The sequence below is a fragment of the Rikenella microfusus DSM 15922 genome (assembly GCF_000427365.1).
In the GTDB taxonomy this organism is placed as follows: domain Bacteria; phylum Bacteroidota; class Bacteroidia; order Bacteroidales; family Rikenellaceae; genus Rikenella; species Rikenella microfusus.
Window position 1 is genome coordinate 75,693 of record NZ_ATXW01000001.1, and the last position, 18,657, is coordinate 94,349.

Here is an 18,657-nt window from a genome sequence, read left to right on the forward strand (position 1 = left end):
CCCTTCGGCAGAACGAATTTCCGACCGGGGCGGCCTCCTCGGGACTTTCGTCCGGATTTGAAGACGTTTTATACAGGCGGCGCCGACGGACCGGCTGCGGGACATTCGGCATATCCGGACAAATTCCGCGGCGGTTTTAAACTGCCTCTAAAAACCGCTCGTCCGTTCCTGTCGGATCGTGCGTTCCAACTCCAAAGCGCGCGGGAACAGAATATTGTTCTCCAAGTGGACATGCTCGAACGTATTGGCCTGCATCTCTCTCAATCCGTCGTACAGTTCCCTGTACGAGACGCACCCTTCTTCCGGCACCGTAAAATCGCCGGTCATACGCTGCAAATCGAACAGTTCTCCGCCGGTCTGGGTATGGTCGCGTTCCATCACCGCGATGGGTTGGGCAACCGAATCGAAACGCGTTCGGGGCAGGGGAGTGCCTTTTTCCTCATGGGACACCAAAGCCAGGACGGCAGGAAAAAGCACCTCTTCCTCTTTTTGCATATGCCGTTCCAGTTCGTCGAACAGGTTTTCGGTCAGCTGTGCCACCTCGACCAGTTCCGGATGCCTTCGGCCATGCACCGCGGCCACCCGTTTGGCCAACGGGGGCAGCACCATCCGTTTTTCCCGGACGTACGCATGGTGATATTGCAGGATATGGTCGATGATCTGCGGGATGGAAAAATTATTCAGTTTGTCGTTCAACCGCCCGGCCGATTTCTCGTGGTCGATGATTTCGCGTTCGACCCTTTCCGGATCGAGTCCGTGCGAACGGGCCGCTTCCGTAAAATTGCGCCTCCCGCCGCAGCAATAGTCGATTCCGTACTTCGTAAATATATCGGTGGCATCGGGATAAGCAACCGCGATTTCGCCGACAGTCATACTCGTAAATTTCATAACGATAAGTTTTATTAATGTAACTATAGGCTATTTTTATTCTTCCGTCTCGCATCGCCTCCCCTCTCTTCGGCGGCTGAAAGCCTTCCGGTGCGGAGCCGGAGCGGAGGTCGGGAGATACGGGGCAGATCGTGTATAGCCTCCGTTTCGGATTTCGCGGGTTATGTTGCAAACCTTATGCCGGGATACGAAAAAGGCGTCCCTGTCCTTCCGGAACAGGGACGCCCGCGGTTCGGACCTGCCGAACGATTACTCTTCGTTCAGCAGGGCTTTCATCGAAAGGCTGATACGTTTGCGGCCCATATCCACCTCCATGACTTTAACCCTTACCGGCTGGCGCAGACTGACGATGTCCGCCGGATTCTGCACGAATTTGTTGGCCAGTTGCGAAATATGTACCAACCCGTCCTGTTTGGCCCCCACATCGACGAAAACGCCGAAACTGGTGATGTTGGTCACGATACCCGGAAGGACCATGCCTTCCTCAAGGTCGTTGATCGAGTGGATGCCTTCGGCGAACTGGAAGTCCTGGTTCTGGGTGCGCGGATCGCGGCCCTCTTTTGAAAATTCATTCATGATCTGTGTGAGTGTTTGAATGCCTACGCCTGTTGTTACGTAGTGGTTAAGATTGATTTTTCGGCGTAGAGATTCGTTTTTTATCAGCTCGCCGACCGTTACGCCCAGATCGGCTGCCATTTTTTCCACAATAGGATAGGACTCGGGATGTACCGCCGTATTGTCCAGCGGATCGATCCCGCCTTCGATACGCAGGAACCCGGCCGACTGCTCGAACGCTTTCGCCCCCAGTCTCGGTACTTCGAGCAACTCTTTCCGCGAACGAAAAGCGCCGTTCGCCGTCCGGTATCCGACGATATGGCCGGCCAGCGCCGGACCCAGGCCGGATACATAGGCCAACAGGTGCTTCGAAGCCGTGTTGAGGTTCACCCCGACCCGGTTCACGCAGCTTTCGACCACGCTGTCGAGGCTTTTCTTGAGTTTCGCCTGATCCACATCGTGCTGGTACTGTCCCACGCCGATGGATTTCGGGTCGATTTTCACCAGTTCCGCCAGCGGATCCATCAACCGCCGCCCGATGGATACCGAACCGCGTACGGTTACGTCGTAATCGGGAAACTCCTCGCGGGCCGTCTCCGACGCCGAATAGACGGAAGCGCCGTCCTCGTTCACGGCATAAACGCCGACCGGCTCCCCGCTGCCGGGCGCCGTAAGCCGCAAATCCCGTACCAATCGTTCGGTTTCGCGGCCGGCCGTCCCGTTGCCCACGGCGATGGCCTCGATACCGTAATCCCGCACCATGCGCCGAATCGCTTCGCACGCTTCGGCATGCCTGTTCTGCGGCGCATGGGGATAGATCGTTTCGTTGTGCACCAGATTTCCCTGCCGGTCGAGGCATACTACTTTGCACCCCGTCCGGAAACCGGGATCGATCGCCAGTATGTTTTTCTGTCCCAACGGAGCCGCCAGCAACAACTGCCTCAGGTTTTCCGCGAAGACCCGGATCGCCTCTTCGTCGGCTTTTTCTTTGGCCAGCCCCAGCAGTTCCGTCTCGATGGAGGGTTTTATCAGACGTTTGTATCCGTCAGCCACCGCCCGGCACACCAGCGCGACCGCCATGCCATTTCGGGCATCCCGCCGCACGAAAATCCGGTTCAGCCTCTCCTGTAAAGCCTCTTCCTGAGCGGCATCAGGCCCGAGCGACAAGCGCAGGATACCCGCCTTTTCGCCCCGTACCATGGCCATCAACCGGTGGCCCGCACATCGCCGGAACGGTTCGCTCCACTCGAAATAGTCCGAATATTTCGCCGCTTCCTCCGCCGCCGGATCGATTCCCCGCGCGATTTTAGACGATACGATACCGTCCGACGAAAACATCCGCCTTACACAGTCCCGCGCCGCCGCCGAATCGCCGACCCATTCGGCGATAATATCGGACGCACCGGCCAGCGCCGCCTCGCAGTCGGGTACCTCGTCTGCTTTGACGAAACGGCCCGCCAGAGCCGTCGGGTCTGTATCCTGCCGCATCACCAGCGCCGCCAGCGGTTCCAGACCTTTTTCACGGGCTATCGTTCCCCGCGTCCGGCGTTTCGGTTTGTAAGGCAGGTACAAGTCCTCGAGCACCGCGGCATCCCAGCACCCCTCTACAGCAGTCCGAAGCTCCGGAGTCAGTTTGCCCTGCCCGTCGATGGTCTGCAACACGGTAGCCTTACGTTTGTCCAGTTCCGTATATTTCGCGTACAAGTCGCGGATACGCTCCACGGCTACTTCGTCGAGTCCCCCGGTCGCCTCCTTGCGGTAGCGGCTGATGAAAGGCACGGTACAACCGTCGTCCAGCAACCGGATCGTATTTTCTGCCTGACTGATTGAGGAGAGGGATAACTGGCGGGCGATAAGCCCAGGGATAACGGACATCGAACTGCTTTAAGAATACAGCCCAAATGTACGCTTTTTATCCGGACTTCCAACTTTTTTCGGTTTCCGGCATGAAAAATGCTATTTTTACCCATGCTATGAGAACACTTCCGAATACCGCCGACCGCTACGGCGAAATCAGCGTGGCCCCGATCGGGCACGGATCCCTTTATCTGGGTTACCGGGACGAATTGATCGCTGTCGATCCGTACAGCGAGGTGGCCGACTATTCGGCCCTTCCCGAAGCGACGGCGATCCTGATTACGCACGACCATTACGATCATTACGACCCCGAAGCGATCCGGATGATCGCCACGCCCCGAACGACGTTCATCGCGCCGCCGAAAGTGGCGGAACTGCTGCGAAGCGACGGTTTTACCCAGGAGATCGTTCCGCTGTCCAACGGCGAATCGGCGGAATACGAAAACCTGATCCGGATCGATGCCGTACCGGCTTACAACATCATGCGCGAGCGGGCGCCCGGCCAGCCGTTCCACCCGAAAGGCGACGGCAACGGCTACATCCTGACCATCGACGGCAAACGCATCTACATCGCCGGCGATACGGAACTGACTCCCGAAATGCGCAGGATCGATTTCATCCATATCGCGTTCCTGCCTCTGATGCTGCCCTACACGATGAGCGAAGAGGAATTCATCGAGGCAGCGAAAATCATCGAACCGGAATATCTCTATCCGTACCATTACGACACGGTAGACAAAGAATGGCTCCGAAAGGCTCTGCCGCACATCATCGTCCGGTAATCCGGCACTGCGGTCTGCGCCTTTGGGTGCGCCGGGGAGCAGCCGGCCTGTTGTGCTGGCTGGCGTGGAATTGTGCCGGGACGAATTATTTGACCCGTGTTTCTCCCTCCGGTTGCGAAACATCGGGGCCGGGAATTGTGTCCGGGTATATCGACCGGCGGGGCGATACCGTTATTCCCGTCGGCAAATATTGGTATTGCGAAAGCGATACGATCCGGGAATGGGGGTTCGTATGGCTTCGTCCGGAACAACGGGAGAACCGGTACGACCTCTGCATAGCCATCGACCGGAAAGACCGCAAGTTATTCAATGCCTATTGGTTCGACAACGGACCGGACTATCCTTCCGAGGGTCTGTTCCGCATTCGGGACGACCGGGGCCGCATCGGTTATGCCGACACGACGGGTCGGATCGTGATCCGTCCCCGGTTCCGGGCCGCTTATCCTTTCCGGGGAGGACAGGCGGAAGTCGCCCTCCGGGCTTGGGAACAGCGGGACGGCGAATATACTTATTGGCAGAGCGACCGATGGTTTCTTATCGACAGGAAAGGCCGGAAGATCGGCCAGGAATAAAAGACGGGACGGCAATCATATGATTGCCGCCCCGTCTCCGTTACGACCCGCCGTCGTCTACCGCAATATCGCATTCTTGTGCACCCGCGCCAGCATACAGACCAGACCGGCGGCATACGTATCCCAGTCGGTGATGACTTTCGCGGCCACGCCCGATTCGATAGCGGCCTTGGCGACCGCTATGGAAACGGTCGTCAGCAACCGTTTGTCCAACGGTTTCGGAATCAGGTAATCGCGTCCGAACGACAGCTCCGTCAGGTTGTAGGCATGCAGCACTTCGCCCGTTACCGGCTGTTTGGCCAGTCCGGCGATCGCCTTGGCGGCCGCTATTTTCATCTCCTCGTTGATCGCGGTGGCCCGCACGTCGAGCGCTCCCCGGAAGATATAGGGAAATCCGATCACATTATTCACCTGGTTCGGATAATCGCTCCGGCCCGTGGCGAAAATCAGGTCGGGACGCGACGCTTTGGCCTCTTCGTACGGGATTTCGGGATCGGGGTTCGCCAGTGCGAAAACGATCGGATCCGGAGCCATCGTCTTGACCATGTCGCCGGTCAGCACTCCTGCTTTCGAAACGCCCAGGAACATGTCGGCGCCGGCCAATGCTTCGGCCAGTGTCGTAATGTCCCGATCCGTAGCGAACTGGGCCTTTTCCGGCGTCAGTTTGTCGCGCCGCCTGGTAATCACCCCTTTGCTGTCGCACATCACGAGGTTTTCGGGTTTCACGCCCAACGAGAGGTAGAGTCTCGCACAGGCCGTCGCCGCCGCGCCCGCGCCGTTCACCACGACCCGGATGTCGCCGATCCGCTTGCCGACGATCTCCAGCGCATTGAGCAGGGCGGCCGAAGTGATGATCGCTGTCCCGTGCTGGTCGTCGTGCATCAGAGGCAGGTTTACCTCCTCCTTGAGCCGGCGTTCGATCTCGAAGCACTGCGGGGCCTTGATATCCTCCAGATTGATGCCGCCGAACGTCGGTGCAATCATTTTGACCGTCTGCACGAATTGCTCCACGTCGTCGGTGTCGATCTCTATATCATAGGTATTCACACCGGCCAGCACTTTGAATAACAATCCTTTGCCTTCCATCACCGGTTTCGACGCCAGTGCGCCGATGTCGCCCAGCCCCAGCACTGCCGTCCCGTTCGAAATCACGGCTACCAGATTTTCCTTTCCCGTATATTCATAGGCTTTTTCGGGGTCGTCGTATATCTCCATGCAAGGTACGGCCACGCCGGGGGTATAGGCCATCGAGAGGTCGTGCTGCGTCATGAAAGGTTTGGTCGGCACCACGCCCAGTTTCCCCTTAGGTGCCGAACTATGGTAACTCAATGCTTCGTCTTTCAGATTCTTCATAAACTTAACTTAGGGTTTGAATGTGTGTACGTATCTAAAAATAACGGGCCGACGGCCCGTTTATTTCATCATCATGCAATATCCGGGCCGCGAAGCCCCCGGCAGATCAGACGCTGACCTTCCCGGCTTTTTCCTGCTGCCTGATGTTGTTCACCATCAGGTGCAGACGGTTCAGCACATTGACTTCGCTCACCCCGCTGTCGAAATCGAGGAACAGCAGATTCATCTGCGGGAACATGTCCCTCACTTTCTTTTCGATACCTTTCGAAATAATATGGTTGGCGATACACCCGAACGGCTGGAGGCTGATGACATTCCGGACCCCGGAACGGGCGAAACCGACCATCTCGGCGGCAATCAGCCACCCTTCGCCGAACTGGGCCGTCAGGGGCACCACTTCCGATGCCTGCTCCGCCTCTTCGAAAATATTGCCGAACGGGACGTAATAACGGAATGCGCCACAGGCCCGGTTCGCTTTCTCCACGTAGCCGTCCGCCCATTTGTACAGGCGGTTGAACACGAATTCGGGAATCGCCGAACCGCCCGAAAGATGGGCCTGTTTATTGACCCTGCGATTGACGAACGCCTGCATGAAGAAATTGATAATGGTGGGCGGTACGACCTCGATCCCTTCGCCCGCCAGCCAATGCAGAATGTCTTTATGGCTGAACGAATTGAGTTTCAGGTAAATTTCTCCGACGACCCCGACCCGCTCGCGCGGCACGGCATCCCGGACGACAGCCTTATCGAACGCGGCGGCCGCTTCGCCCAGCAGACGGAACAGGGCATCCGTATCCCGTCGCGCGATATGGGGCAGGGCTTCGGCGATAAAATGCCGGCGGAGCCGTTCCGCCTCGCCTTTCATCCGTTCCCGAACGACTGTCGCGAAATAGAATTTGGCCATGCAATCTCCGTAAATCAAGGCCGCCAACGCAATCGGGGCGATCTTGAACCAGTTGATCTTCAACCCGGATTCCAGCTCGCCGCCGGAGGTCAGCGAAATGACCGGGACCTGAGGATACCCGGCATCCACGACGGCTTTTTTCAACAGCGTCAGGTAATTCGTCGCACGGCACTGGCCCCCCGTCTGAGTAATGACCAGAGCGACGTTGTCCGGATCGTACCGGCCCGATTCCAACGCCTTCACCATGTCTCCCACCACCAGCGTGGCCGGATAACAGACTTCGTTGTTGGCGTATTTCAACCCGCAGTCCACCGTCGCCCCGTCCGGTCGCGGCAAAGTTTCGGCATCGTAACCGGCCGTACGGAACAAAGCCTCGATTACCTCGACATGGGCGTCCGAGAAGTGGGGCAGCAGCAGCTTGCGCCTGCGTTCAGCCTTCGTATAGGGTTTCGTGGTCACGAACGGCTGTACGTCTACCGCCGCCGTGCCGGATTTGAACTTCAGGCTCTCGATCAACGACCGTACCCGCAGTTTCAGGGAACCGATGTTGTTTACGTCGTCGATTTTGAGGATCGTCAGCGTTTTGCCGTACCGTTTCAGGATGGCCCGCACCTCGTCCAGCAGGAAAGCGTCGGGGCCGCAGCCGAACGAGGTCATCTGTACGAAATGCACGTCGTCGCCCTGCCGGGCCACCCACTGAGCCGCTTTCAGAATACGGTTCACGTAACTCCACTGGGGCACCGAATGGAGATGCGTAATATCTATCTCGTCGTTATCGCGCACGATGTCTTCCGAGACTACGTTCACCCCGAAGCCGGCGATCATATCCGACAATTTATGCTGGATCAACGGATCGGTATGGTACGGCCGGCCGGCCAGCAGCACCGTCAATTCCCCTTTCCGTTTGCTGCCCTCCAACAGCCGGAGGTTCGTCGTCTTGATCCGTTTCCGATACTCCTCCTGAACTTCCAATGCCTTTTCGACCGCTTTTTTCACTACCGCCTCCGGCACGCCCAACCCCCGCAGGTAATCGAGACAGCACCGGTAAAGCCCCTTCCGGTCTTTGAAAGTGATCGTCGGCGCATCGAACGGAATACCGTATCGTCCTGCCGGGTCGATCGAACTCTTCAGGACCTCGGCGTAGCCTGAAACCACCGGACAGTTGAAACTGTTGTTCTCCTGCGCCCCGTCCCGCTGTTCATATACGGTGAACGGATAGAAGATACGATCGGCCCTGCGGTCGATCAGGTCCAATATGTGGCTGTGCGCCAGCTTTGCCGGAAAGCAGATGTTGTCCGACATCACCGACCCGACCCCTTTCTCATACCGCCGCATGGTGGACGGCTCGGACAACAGGACGCCGAAACCGCATTCGGTGAACAGCGCGTGCCAGAAAGGGTAGTCTTCGTACATGCCCAGGATACGGGGAATGCCGATCGTCGGCGAACCGTTCCCGGCGGCAGCAGCCGAGGGGCGGTCGAACAACAGCTCGTATTTCCGCGTATAAACGTTATCGCCCGTCCGGCTCTCCGCCCCCCGGTTGGTGAATACCTTTTCGCATTTGTTTCCGGAATAATAGACATTGCCGTTATTGAACGTGTAGCGGGTCACGAAACACTGGTTCTCGCACCCTTTGCACTGGGTCTGGCGTGCCGTGTAATCGGCCGTCTGCAAGATTTGCGACAACGGGACGTCTTTCGCGGCGGAGACCTGCGATTTCGCATAAAGCGCACACCCGAAAGCTCCCATCAGCTCCGGAATGTCGGTGAACGCGACCGGCACGCCCGACAGTTTCTCGAAAGCCCGCACGATCGAACGGTTCCGCATCGTTCCCCCCTGCACGACCACGTGGCCGCCCAGCTCGGACAGGTTTTTCAGCTTCAGCACCTTGTACAAGCAGTTCTTCACGACCGAATAGGCCAGCCCGGCCGAGATGTCCGACACCGAGGCCCCTTCGCGCAGAAACTGTTTCACTTTGGAATTCATGAAGACCGTGCAACGCGTCCCCAGATCGCACGGCGCCCCGGCCGTACAGGCCATCGAAGCGAAGTCGGCCACCGAATGCTGCAACGACCCGGCGAACGCTGAAATGAACGACCCGCAGCCCGATGAACAGGCTTCGTTGATTTCGACCCGGTAAAGCGCCCCGTTCTCGACGAACAGCGCTTTCATATCCTGTCCGCCTATATCCAGAATGAACGAGACCTCCGGATCGACTTTCCGGGCCGCCAGGTAGTGGGCGATCGTTTCGATGATTCCGCCGCCGAGTCCGAACGCGGCACGCAATAGGTCTTCACCGTAGCCGGTCGAACAGCTGCCGCCGATACGTATCTCTTTGCCGGCAGCGGCCGCTTCGGTCAGGAACTGCCGCAAACCTTTTCGGGCCGCAGCGATCGGATCGCCTTCGTTGTTGGCGTAATAAGAGAATACGATCCGTTCCTCCCGGTCGATCGCCACGATCTTCGTGGTCGTGGAACCGGAGTCGATCCCCAGGAAACAGGTTCCGTCGCACTCCGCCATCGGGATTCTGGGAATACGGGTCTCTTTTTTGGCCGCCTCCCAGCCCCGAAGTTCCGCTTCATTCCGGAACAGCGGTTCCAGGCGGTGCGTCCGTACCAGATTGCCGTTCCGGTCTCCCCGTTTCAGGCTGTCTATAAATTCGGACAACCGGATGCCTTTTTCCGCCTTGGAGGGCGACAGGGCGGCTCCCCAGGCCGAAATGACCGGAGCGTTCTCCGGCACGATATATTCTCCTTCCTTCAGACCGAGGTAGCGGACGAAGGCTTCGCGCAGAGCCGGCGTAAAGGCGAACGGCCCGCCGCAGAACAACACTTTGGGCTGCACGCTGAACCCGTGGGAAAGCGTCGTAACGGTCTGCACGGCCACGGCATGGAAGACCGAAGCCGAGACATCGGCCTTGCTGACGTTCCGGGCGATCAGGTTCTGGATATCGGTTTTGGAAAAGACACCGCAGCGCGAAGCGATCGGATGGATTTTCGTGCCCGGCCGCAGGGCCAGTTCGCCCATCTCATCGACCGAACACCCCAGCAGGGTCGCCATCTGGTCGATAAAGGCCCCCGTCCCTCCCGCGCAATTCCCGCTCATACGCATATCGGGCAGAGACTCGTCCGAAAAAAAGACCATCTTGGCGTCTTCGCCGCCTATGTCGATGAGGGTTTTGATTTCCGGATATACGCTGCGTATCAGATTCGTCGCGGCCACTACCTCCTGTTCGAAAGGCAGCAAAAAACGCTCCGCGATCCCCATTCCCGCCGAACCCGTCACCGTCAGACGTACCGTACCGTCCCCGAAGCGTTCCGCCGCTTCGGAAAACAGAGCGGCCACCGTCCCCAATACATCCGCATGGTGGCGTTTATATGCGGAATGGAGGATCCCGCCCCGCTCGTCGGCCAGCACCAGTTTGGCGGTGGTCGATCCTACATCCAAACCGGCCCTGACAGTATCCTTCGTTATCATTCGTCCGCTCATACCTATTTTATACAGAGGTGCCAAAATTATAAAAAAATCGGGGAAGTCGTCCTACCGCGAATGTCTCTTTCCAAAATATTTCATGACCGAAAAAAATCTATTTATAATACATATCGTCGATTCGCTTTCCTGAAAGTCACAAAAATGCAATATTTCGCTACAATACTGTAAGTTTGAAATCTACTAACATATTCCCAATACGATGAAAAACAACCTTTTCCCCGCATTCATACTGGCAATGTCAGTCTTTTTCATATCCTGCAGGACGGACAAACCCGACCCGTTGCCGCAAGGCCCTACCTGTTCCGTGCGGCTGAAAATCGACCGGGAACGGATGCTGGACGAAAACGACGAACCGCTGGCCATGGTCAAAGGAACGCCGCACGACCTGTATGCCGTACAAGTATATCGGAAAAGCTCCCTGGGCGGTAAGGACGGGAAATACGCATACGGGATTTTCGACAACGAAAACGATATGAACCTCGAATTGGAAACAGGCAACACGTATAAAATCGAAATGACGATGGTGCCGGACGGCGCCTCCCTGATCGCGAAAGGAGAAAACGGCGGTTATCAGGAGCCGTTCGTCATCGGAGGGGCAGGCGGAGCACCCGGAAAAACGACCAACCGATTCATCTCCTCCACCGTCCAATATATCGAAAAACTGAACTCGGGTTATGCCGTTATCAACCAGGAAGACGACGAACCGACCGGCTATAATCGGCCGCCGATCAGCCGGTTCTACGGCGTAGCGGACAATTTTACGCCTACCGGGGACACGGAACTGGCCATCGACCTGAAGTGGGTATGTTTCGGACTCACGGTCGTCCCGCAGGATCTTACCGAAGGACGCATCGAAATCGAAATGAGAGGCGCCCCGCTGCTCACCGTGACCCCGGATGCCCCCGACGCCGTCACCAAAAAGATCTTCACTTTCGAACATTCGCTGAATTCCGACGATTGGACGGCCGACGACTACTCGGAAGATATTCCGATCGCGATCACCTGGTTCAAGTCGGACGGAACAAGGATCGTCTTCCGCGACATCGCCACACCGACCTCGATTAAAAGGAAAGTCAATAAAATATTTTCCATCCCCTGCGGAAACGACGGTCCCGCAGGCAATATCGCTATCAACAAAGAAGACGAAATCCTCGTCGATGACGAAGAGATCATTGCACGTCCGCAGAAAAACGTTATATTCGCCCGGTAACCCTTTATCAAAAACCGTTACCGGACAATGGAAATAGTCATAATCGTCCTGCTGCTCGTTTTGAACGGCGTCTTCGCCATGTACGAAATCGCGCTGGTATCGAGCAGCAGGGCGCGCCTCAAAAACGAAGCGGCGCGGGGCAGCCGCAAAGCCGAAACGACGCTCCGGCTGCTCGACGAGCCGGAAAAAATCCTCTCTACCATCCAGATCGGCATCACGCTGATCGGCATCGTCTCCGGGGCATTCGGGGGTGTGGCGCTGGCTGACGACGTCAAACCGATCTTCGAGAAAATCTCTTTCCTGGCCCCCTATGCGACGGACCTGGCCATGATCACCGTCGTAGCGCTCATCACCTACCTGTCCCTCATTATCGGGGAACTCGTTCCCAAATCGATCGCATTGGGAAATCCGGAACGGGTAGCCACGGCGCTGACCCCCCTGATGCAGGGACTGACTAAGATTTCCTACCCTTTCGTATGGCTGCTCAGCATATCCACCAGGCTGGTCAATAAAATCCTCGGCGTCAAAGGCGGCGACGAACGGTCCATGACCGAAGACGAGATCAAAATGATCATCCGCCAAAGCACCGAACAGGGAATCCTCGAAAAAGAGGAGACCGAAATGATCCAGGACGTATTCCGTTTTACCGACAAACACGCCAACGAACTGATGACCCACCGCAAGGATTTGGTCTATCTGTTCACCCGGCAGAGCAGGGAAGAGGTACTGGAAACCATCGCCACGGCCCATTACAGCCGTTATCTGCTTTGCGGGGAATCGACCTCGGACATCATCGGCATGGTGTCGGTCAAAGATATTATCAGCCTGTGGAGGGAAGGAACGGCTTTCGATCTCCGAACCGTCGCCGCCGAACCGTTGCTCGTACCGGAGAACCTGCCTGCCAACCGGGTATTGGAGCTGTTCAAACAGCATAAATGCAGTTTCGCCGCCGTTATCAGCGAATACGGCATGATCGAAGGCGTGATCACGTTACACGACCTGGCCGAAAGTATCCTGGGCGAAGTGCCGGACGAAAGCGGCGGGACGGACGAACCGGCTTACATCGTCCGCGAGGACGGTTCCATCCTGGTGGACGGGGCCTACAGCGTGGACGACTTTATGGAAGAGATGGGCATCGTGGCGATAGACGATTTGCAGAAAGAGGACTTCAACACGCTGAGCGGCCTGTCCATGTTCATGTTGGGCCAAATTCCGGTCGAAGGGGATCAGTTCGATTACCGCAACCTGCATTTCGAAGTGGTCGATATGGACGCCAGCCGGGTGGACAAGCTGCTCGTCACGGTCCGGAAACCGGACAAACAGTACGCTTAAAGTCGGATGCGTCAAAGGGCATGACATACGGCTTTACACTATCTTTGTGCATCATACAACGGCCGAATGTTCGATAAAACGCATAAGTCTTAAAAAGCGCACCCCCGGCCGCTGTTTATGGCGACCGGGGGTGCGTTGCATAAAATACGGAAAGGTCAGTACCTTTTTATATGCACGCCTTGATTTTTCGTATATATCGGCCCGCTCCCTCCCGGAGAAAACTCCCGATCCCGTGCGCCGAGCGGTACCGCAGGGTCGGTCGGAGAGAGAGCATGACCCGATTTTGGATAAATAGTCGTATATACACTTGCCTGCGGAAGACCCCTACAGATGGATCGCCTCCCCGTGTGCAGCCGCAGCCGCTTCCATAATCCCTTCCGACATGGTCGGATGCGAATGGATCGTCCGGATAATATCCTGCGCCGTCGCACCGAGCGTCAGGACCAATGACGGTTCGGCGACCATTTCGGTCACATTCAGCCCGAACAGGTGCGCCCCCAACAGACGATCGGTATCCGCATCGAAAATCAGTTTGACCATGCCGTCCCTGTTGCCGGCCGCCGTCGCCTTGCCCGAAGCGGTATAAGGAAATTTACCGATCCGGAGCGTATAACCCCGCTCCGATGCCTGCGCCTCGGTCATCCCGACCGACGCGACTTCCGGCGTCGTATAGACGCACGAAGGAATAACGGCATAGTTTACCGGCGAAGGGTTCTTACCGGCGATGAATTCGGCGCAGTGGATCGCCTCGGCCGTCGCCACATGGGCCAGGGCAGCCGTCGGAATAATATCCCCGATCGCGTAAACGCCCTCCGCCGAAGTCCGGTAATGCTCGTCCACGACCACCTTGCCCCGTTCCGTCCGGACGCCGGCCTTTTCCAGGCCGATATGTTCGATATTGGCGGCGATTCCGACCGCCGACAAAACCACCTCCGCTTCGAGCACTTGTTCTCCCTTCTTGCCGACCACATCCACCGTGCACCCGCTCCCGTGTGCCGTCACGTTTTTCACCTCGGTGCCGGTCATCACTGCAATCTTCGCCTTACGGAACGAACGTTCCAGCAGTTTGGAAATCTCCTCGTCTTCCAGCGGAGCCAGGTTCGGCGCATACTCCACAACCGTCACTTGGGTTCCCAACGTGCTGAAAAACGTGGCGAACTCGGCCCCGATAGCCCCGGAGCCGATCACGACCATCGAAGCCGGCAGCTCTTTCAAAGTCAGGGCATGCCGGGAAGTGATGATCCGCTCTCCGTCCACCGGAATAAACGGGAACTCCCTCGGCCGCGCTCCCGTCGCCAAAACGATATGCCGGGCTTCGTACCGGGTCGTAACCCCGTCGGAAGCTGCCACCTCCACCGTGTGCGGCACATCGGTCAGCGCCCCCGTTCCGACGATCACCTCCACCTTGTTTTTTTTCAGCAGAAAATCGATCCCCTTACTCATCTGTTCCGCCACCGTGCGGCTCCGTTCGACCATTTTCGGCAAATCGGGTTTCAGCGCCCCGTCGGCGATGCCGACCCCGTAATCCGCCGCATGCGAAGCATACCGGAATACTTCGGCGCTCTTGAGCAGTGCCTTGGTCGGAATGCACCCCCAGTTCAGGCAGGTTCCTCCCGGCTCGGCCCGCTCGACCACAGCAGTCCGCAGCCCCAGTTGCGCACACCGTATCGCCGCCGCATATCCTCCCGGCCCGCTGCCGATCACGATCACATCGTATGACATATTTTTCTCGTTTTATGTGAATTATCTCGGTAAAATATTCTGTTTCGACCGCGGATTATAGAGCGGATTGACTTCGAACTTGCGTTTCTGTTTCGGCAACTCGTCCAGATAGTCGGGGCGGCGCTTGTAAACCTCGCTGTAATCGAAATAATAACCCTTATTTCTCTTGTCAGGCATGTTATAGACCGGCGCATACTCCACGCTCCGGGTCAGGATGATGAATTTGGTAAAGCGCGCCCCGATCAGGTTCAGCACATCCTCCGCATCGCGCATGTAAATCACGTACCACGGCGACTCTTCTTTCAGGCCCGTTCCGGTCGAGCGGATCGCTTCCATGATTCCCCGGATCTTGAACATCTGAACGGCAGCCCGCTCCGGCTCGTCGAGCATCTGGTAGGCGAAAGCCAGCACATTCAGGTCGCGCATGCTGAACGGCTCCTCTTTCAATATCTCCCGGGCGAAACCGGCCACACGGCGGTAATCGTCCGCCTCCAGCCGCGTTTTCTTACCGAAAGCCCTATCGAGGCTATCCGCATACGGCGAACTGAGCAACGGCTTATACCCCGGCTGTTCCGGATAACCGTAATAGAGATGTCTGAAATCGTCGAGAGTCAGCGTAGTGTCCCCCTTCTCATAACGTCCTATCAATCTGGGATAATAATAGGGAGAGGCCATATCCGCGACCTCGGCCGCTATCTTCTCGTAATCGGGAGCGGATACGGTCAGCGAATCGGCAGTCTGCGCACGTACCGAGCCGGCCAGGATGGAAACGGCAGCGACGAAAGTGATGATTTTCCGCATGGTTCGATAAGAAAAGCCCTGCCGCACCGGTTCATCCGGCCGCGGCAGGGCAAATATAAGGAAAAAACCGTACTCCCCGCAGGGAGCCGCAGGCTATAAACCGTATTTGTCGATCTGGGTGCGGATCTTAGCCGTCAGCGCTTCGCTGGCGGGAGCCAGCGGCAGCCGCAGGTTGTTCCGGATCATCCCCTTGACGGCCAAAGCCGCTTTCGCGCCTACCGGATTCCCCTCGGCGAACAGCAGGTCGGTCACTTCGTGCAGGTTCAGGTTCAGCGGAATCGCGTCGGACACGTTTCCGGCCAGGGCCGCATGGACCATGCACGAAAAAGTATCGGGAAAAACATTAGCCGATACGGAAATCACCCCGTCGCCCCCCATGGCGGCCAGCGCCAGCGCCAGGTTATCCTCGCCCGACAGCACGAAAAACCCTTCCGGCCGGTCGCGCAGGATATAAGCCGCCTGCGACAGATTCCCCGAAGCCTCTTTCACGGCGATCGCCTTACCCGGGAACGCATGCGCCAGCCTGAGCGTGGTTTCGGCCGTCATATTGACCCCTGTCCGGCCCGGCACGTTGTATAGGATCACCGGCAGCGGCGACGCTTCCAACACCGCGCTGAAATGGGCGTACAGCCCGCTCTGATTCGGTTTGTTGTAGTAAGGCGTCACCGAAAGGACCGCGCTCACGCCGCTCAGGTCGAACGTCTGCAACGTACGGATCACCTCCGCGGTGTTGTTTCCTCCGATACCGACCACAATCGGCAGATTACCCGGATTGTGGGCCACGCAGTGCCGCACGACCCGATGCCGTTCTTCGGCCGTCATGGTCGCCGGTTCTCCCGTAGTACCCAACACGACCATATAATCGACCCCTCCGGCCGTAATATGCCGGATCAGCGAAGTCAGGGCAGGGTAGTCCACCTCCCCGCCGTCCGTGAACGGCGTCACCAGCGCTACGCCTACACCCTTGAGATTGATTGACATGACAACAGTTTCGTTTTTTGATTCCGCAAAGTTAAGGTTATTCCCGCCCGGTGTACCGCCTCACCGTCTTTTTCCACTAAAATAAAGTCGGCTGTTGGATTTTTAACAATGTTTCCGATTCTTCGGTATTCTTAGCTCCGATCATCCGCATGAAATCCTCTTCGGAAATAATCCGCACGCCCAGTTTTTCGGCCGTTTCCAACTTCTTCGGCCCGATACCGGCCCCGGCCAGCAGATAGTCCGTCGTTTTCGACACGCTGCTCTGATTGGTGCCCGAATGACGTTCGATCAGCTCTTTCAATTCCGGCCGGGAAAAATGTTCGAAAGTGCCCGAAATCACGATTTTTCTACCGGCCAGCGACTCCGACAGTTTCTCTGTCTGCACCGCCTCCAGCTGTACGCCGGCCCGACGCAGCCGGTCGATGATCGCCACATTCCGCGGATCGGCGAAATAGGCGACGATGCTGTCGGCGATCTTGCCGCCGACCTCCTCGACCTCCAGCAACTCTTCGCGCGAAGCCCTCATCAGGGCGTCGATCGACGGGACGGCCGCCGCCAGTTTCCTGGCGGTCGTCTCGCCGACATACCGGATCCCGATGGCGAACAGCACCCGCGAATAGGGTACCTGCAGCGATTTGGCGATGCTGTTGATAATATTCTCCGCCGACTTTTGCCCCAGACGTTCCAATGGCACCAGATGTTCCGCCTCCAGATCGTACAGGTTCGCGATGTCGCCCAACAGACCGTTGTTATACAGAAGCTGCACCGTTTCGTCTCCCAGCCCTTCGATATTCATCGCCTTGCGGGAAATGTAATGCACGATCCGGCCCACGATCTGCGGCGGACAGCCCGTCGCGTTCGGACAGTAGTGTTTCGCCTCGTCCGGTTCTTTCACCAGTTCGGTTCCGCACTCCGGACAATGGGTGATATAACGGAAAGGTACGCTGTCCGCCGGCCGCCGCGACAGATCGACCCCCACGATTTTCGGTATGATTTCGCCTCCTTTTTCGACCAGAACCGTATCTCCGACACGGATATCCAGCAATTCGATCTGTTCGGCGTTATGGAGCGACGCCCTTTTGACTGTCGTCCCGGCCAACCGCACGGGTTCCAGATTGGCCACCGGAGTAACGGCTCCCGTCCGCCCGACCTGGAAATCGACCGAGACCAGCCGCGTGGAGGCCTGCTCCGCCTTGAACTTATAGGCCACCGCCCATCGGGGGGCTTTGGCCGTCGCCCCCAGGTCGCGCTGCAATTTCGTATCGTCCACCTTGATGACAGCTCCGTCGGTCTCGTAAGGCAGCGCGTGCCGCTCCGTATCCCAATGCCGGATGTACTCCATGATCTCGTCCACGGAACGGCACAGCCTGACCGCCGACGAAGTTTTGAATCCCCACGTTTTCAGCATCTGCAACGTCCCGTAATGCGACGGCGCCACCGGAGCGTCCGCCTGTACGGCATAGAGCACCGCATCCAGCCCCCGTCTGGCCACGACCGCCGAGTTCTGCTGCTTGAGCGTTCCTGCCGCCGCATTGCGCGGATTGGCGAACGGTTCTTCGCCGATGTCCGCCCGCTCGGCATTGAGCCGCCCGAAACTTTCGTGCGGCATATAGATCTCGCCGCGCACTTCCATATAAGCCGGCCATCCTTCGCCCATCAGGTTCATCGGGATGCTGCGGATCGTCCGCACATTGGCCGAAACGTCGTCGCCCACGGTACCGTCGCCCCGCGTCACCGCCCGGACGAAACGCCCGTTTTCGTAAGTCAGGCTGATCGCCGTACCGTCGAACTTCAATTCGCAACAGTAAGCCGCCGGAGTGTCCGTCTCCTTGTCGATACGCGCCACGAACTCGCGCACCTCTTCCTCGGAATAAGTATTGGCCAGCGAAAGCATCGGGTAACGGTGCCTCACCTGTTCGAACTCCCGGGTCAGGTCGCTCCCCACCCGGCGGGTAGGCGAATTGGGATCGTCGAACTCCGGATGTTCCGCCTCCAGCGCCGTCAGCTCGGCCATCAGGCGGTCGTACTCGCGGTCTTCGGCCGAAGGAGCGTTCAGGACGTAATAATTATGGTTCAGCCGGTCGAGCACCCGGCGCAAATGGTCTATTTTTTGCTTTACCTCGTTCATAGACAGATCATCCGTTTCTTGAAGCCGCACAACGGCTCCCAAAGGTAAACAATAGCTTGTTCAAAGAAAAATGCAGTAAC

General features: G+C 57.6%; 12 protein-coding genes. 4 read left to right on the forward strand and 8 right to left on the reverse strand.

Translation table 11 applies throughout. The features are described from left to right. Positions 1-147 precede the first annotated feature (147 nt). On the reverse strand, positions 148-888 hold the full coding sequence (gene ric, locus RIKMI_RS12420; protein WP_051214158.1) for an iron-sulfur cluster repair di-iron protein: 741 nt from the start codon (positions 886-888) through the stop codon (positions 148-150). A 249-nt stretch (positions 889-1,137) separates the two neighbouring features. Next, a complete protein-coding gene (locus RIKMI_RS0100350; protein ID WP_027290006.1) occupies positions 1,138-3,318 on the reverse strand; it encodes a Tex family protein in 2,181 nt (726 codons plus the stop codon). 98 nt (positions 3,319-3,416) lie between these two features. Between RIKMI_RS0100350 and RIKMI_RS12425 the strand changes: the two genes are divergently transcribed. Continuing rightward, positions 3,417-4,082, forward strand: a complete 666-nt coding sequence (locus RIKMI_RS12425) for an MBL fold metallo-hydrolase (protein ID WP_037291237.1) — start codon at positions 3,417-3,419, stop codon at positions 4,080-4,082. Positions 4,083-4,219: 137 nt separating this feature from the next. Further along, positions 4,220-4,654 carry a WG repeat-containing protein gene (locus RIKMI_RS12430; RefSeq protein ID WP_051214160.1) on the forward strand — a complete coding sequence of 145 codons (435 nt, stop codon included), beginning with the start codon at positions 4,220-4,222 and terminating at the stop codon, positions 4,652-4,654. Positions 4,655-4,711: 57 nt separating this feature from the next. On the opposite strand, the gene RIKMI_RS12435 is transcribed toward RIKMI_RS12430, so the two are convergent. Both RIKMI_RS12435 and RIKMI_RS0100370 read right to left on the reverse strand, forming a co-directional pair. Beyond that, positions 4,712-6,007, reverse strand: a complete 1,296-nt coding sequence (locus RIKMI_RS12435; RefSeq protein ID WP_051214162.1) for a malic enzyme-like NAD(P)-binding protein — start codon at positions 6,005-6,007, stop codon at positions 4,712-4,714. A 106-nt stretch (positions 6,008-6,113) separates the two neighbouring features. Beyond that, positions 6,114-10,388: an acyl-CoA dehydratase activase-related protein gene (locus RIKMI_RS0100370; RefSeq protein ID WP_027290007.1), complete on the reverse strand. Its 4,275-nt coding sequence runs from the start codon at positions 10,386-10,388 to the stop codon at positions 6,114-6,116. A gap of 214 nt (positions 10,389-10,602) precedes the next feature. On the opposite strand from RIKMI_RS0100370, the gene RIKMI_RS0100375 reads away from it, so the two are divergent. Next, complete coding sequence (locus RIKMI_RS0100375; RefSeq protein ID WP_037291188.1) at positions 10,603-11,613, forward strand: hypothetical protein; 1,011 nt, start codon at positions 10,603-10,605, stop codon at positions 11,611-11,613. 27 nt (positions 11,614-11,640) lie between these two features. Beyond that, the gene (locus RIKMI_RS0100380; protein WP_027290009.1) at positions 11,641-12,945 is read left to right on the forward strand and encodes a hemolysin family protein; all 1,305 of its coding nucleotides are present in this window, start codon (positions 11,641-11,643) and stop codon (positions 12,943-12,945) included. A gap of 324 nt (positions 12,946-13,269) precedes the next feature. Here the strand turns inward: RIKMI_RS0100380 and lpdA are convergent, their stop codons facing one another. The 4 genes from lpdA to ligA form a co-directional block, all read right to left on the reverse strand. Beyond that, a complete protein-coding gene (gene lpdA, locus RIKMI_RS0100385; RefSeq protein WP_027290010.1) occupies positions 13,270-14,667 on the reverse strand; it encodes a dihydrolipoyl dehydrogenase in 1,398 nt (465 codons plus the stop codon). 21 nt (positions 14,668-14,688) lie between these two features. After that, a complete protein-coding gene (locus RIKMI_RS0100390) occupies positions 14,689-15,468 on the reverse strand; it encodes a DUF4919 domain-containing protein (RefSeq protein WP_027290011.1) in 780 nt (259 codons plus the stop codon). A gap of 93 nt (positions 15,469-15,561) precedes the next feature. Continuing rightward, positions 15,562-16,449: a 4-hydroxy-tetrahydrodipicolinate synthase gene (dapA, locus tag RIKMI_RS0100395; protein WP_027290012.1), complete on the reverse strand. Its 888-nt coding sequence runs from the start codon at positions 16,447-16,449 to the stop codon at positions 15,562-15,564. 76 nt (positions 16,450-16,525) lie between these two features. Continuing rightward, positions 16,526-18,577 (reverse strand): NAD-dependent DNA ligase LigA, encoded by a 2,052-nt coding sequence (ligA, locus tag RIKMI_RS0100400; RefSeq protein ID WP_027290013.1) that lies wholly within the window; start codon positions 18,575-18,577, stop codon positions 16,526-16,528. Positions 18,578-18,657 lie beyond the last annotated feature (80 nt).

What these genes read in the sequence shown, in the direction of transcription:
- ric (WP_051214158.1), bottom strand. Translation starts at nt 888, where the DNA reads ATGAAATTTACGAGTATGACTGTCGGCGAAATCGCGGTTGCTTATCCC.
- RIKMI_RS0100350 (WP_027290006.1), bottom strand. Translation starts at nt 3,318, where the DNA reads ATGTCCGTTATCCCTGGGCTTATCGCCCGCCAGTTATCCCTCTCCTCA.
- RIKMI_RS12425 (WP_037291237.1), top strand. Translation starts at nt 3,417, where the DNA reads ATGAGAACACTTCCGAATACCGCCGACCGCTACGGCGAAATCAGCGTG.
- RIKMI_RS12435 (WP_051214162.1), bottom strand. Translation starts at nt 6,007, where the DNA reads ATGAAGAATCTGAAAGACGAAGCATTGAGTTACCATAGTTCGGCACCT.
- RIKMI_RS0100370 (WP_027290007.1), bottom strand. Translation starts at nt 10,388, where the DNA reads ATGATAACGAAGGATACTGTCAGGGCCGGTTTGGATGTAGGATCGACC.
- RIKMI_RS0100375 (WP_037291188.1), top strand. Translation starts at nt 10,603, where the DNA reads ATGAAAAACAACCTTTTCCCCGCATTCATACTGGCAATGTCAGTCTTT.
- RIKMI_RS0100380 (WP_027290009.1), top strand. Translation starts at nt 11,641, where the DNA reads ATGGAAATAGTCATAATCGTCCTGCTGCTCGTTTTGAACGGCGTCTTC.
- lpdA (WP_027290010.1), bottom strand. Translation starts at nt 14,667, where the DNA reads ATGTCATACGATGTGATCGTGATCGGCAGCGGGCCGGGAGGATATGCG.
- RIKMI_RS0100390 (WP_027290011.1), bottom strand. Translation starts at nt 15,468, where the DNA reads ATGCGGAAAATCATCACTTTCGTCGCTGCCGTTTCCATCCTGGCCGGC.
- dapA (WP_027290012.1), bottom strand. Translation starts at nt 16,449, where the DNA reads ATGTCAATCAATCTCAAGGGTGTAGGCGTAGCGCTGGTGACGCCGTTC.
- ligA (WP_027290013.1), bottom strand. Translation starts at nt 18,577, where the DNA reads ATGAACGAGGTAAAGCAAAAAATAGACCATTTGCGCCGGGTGCTCGAC.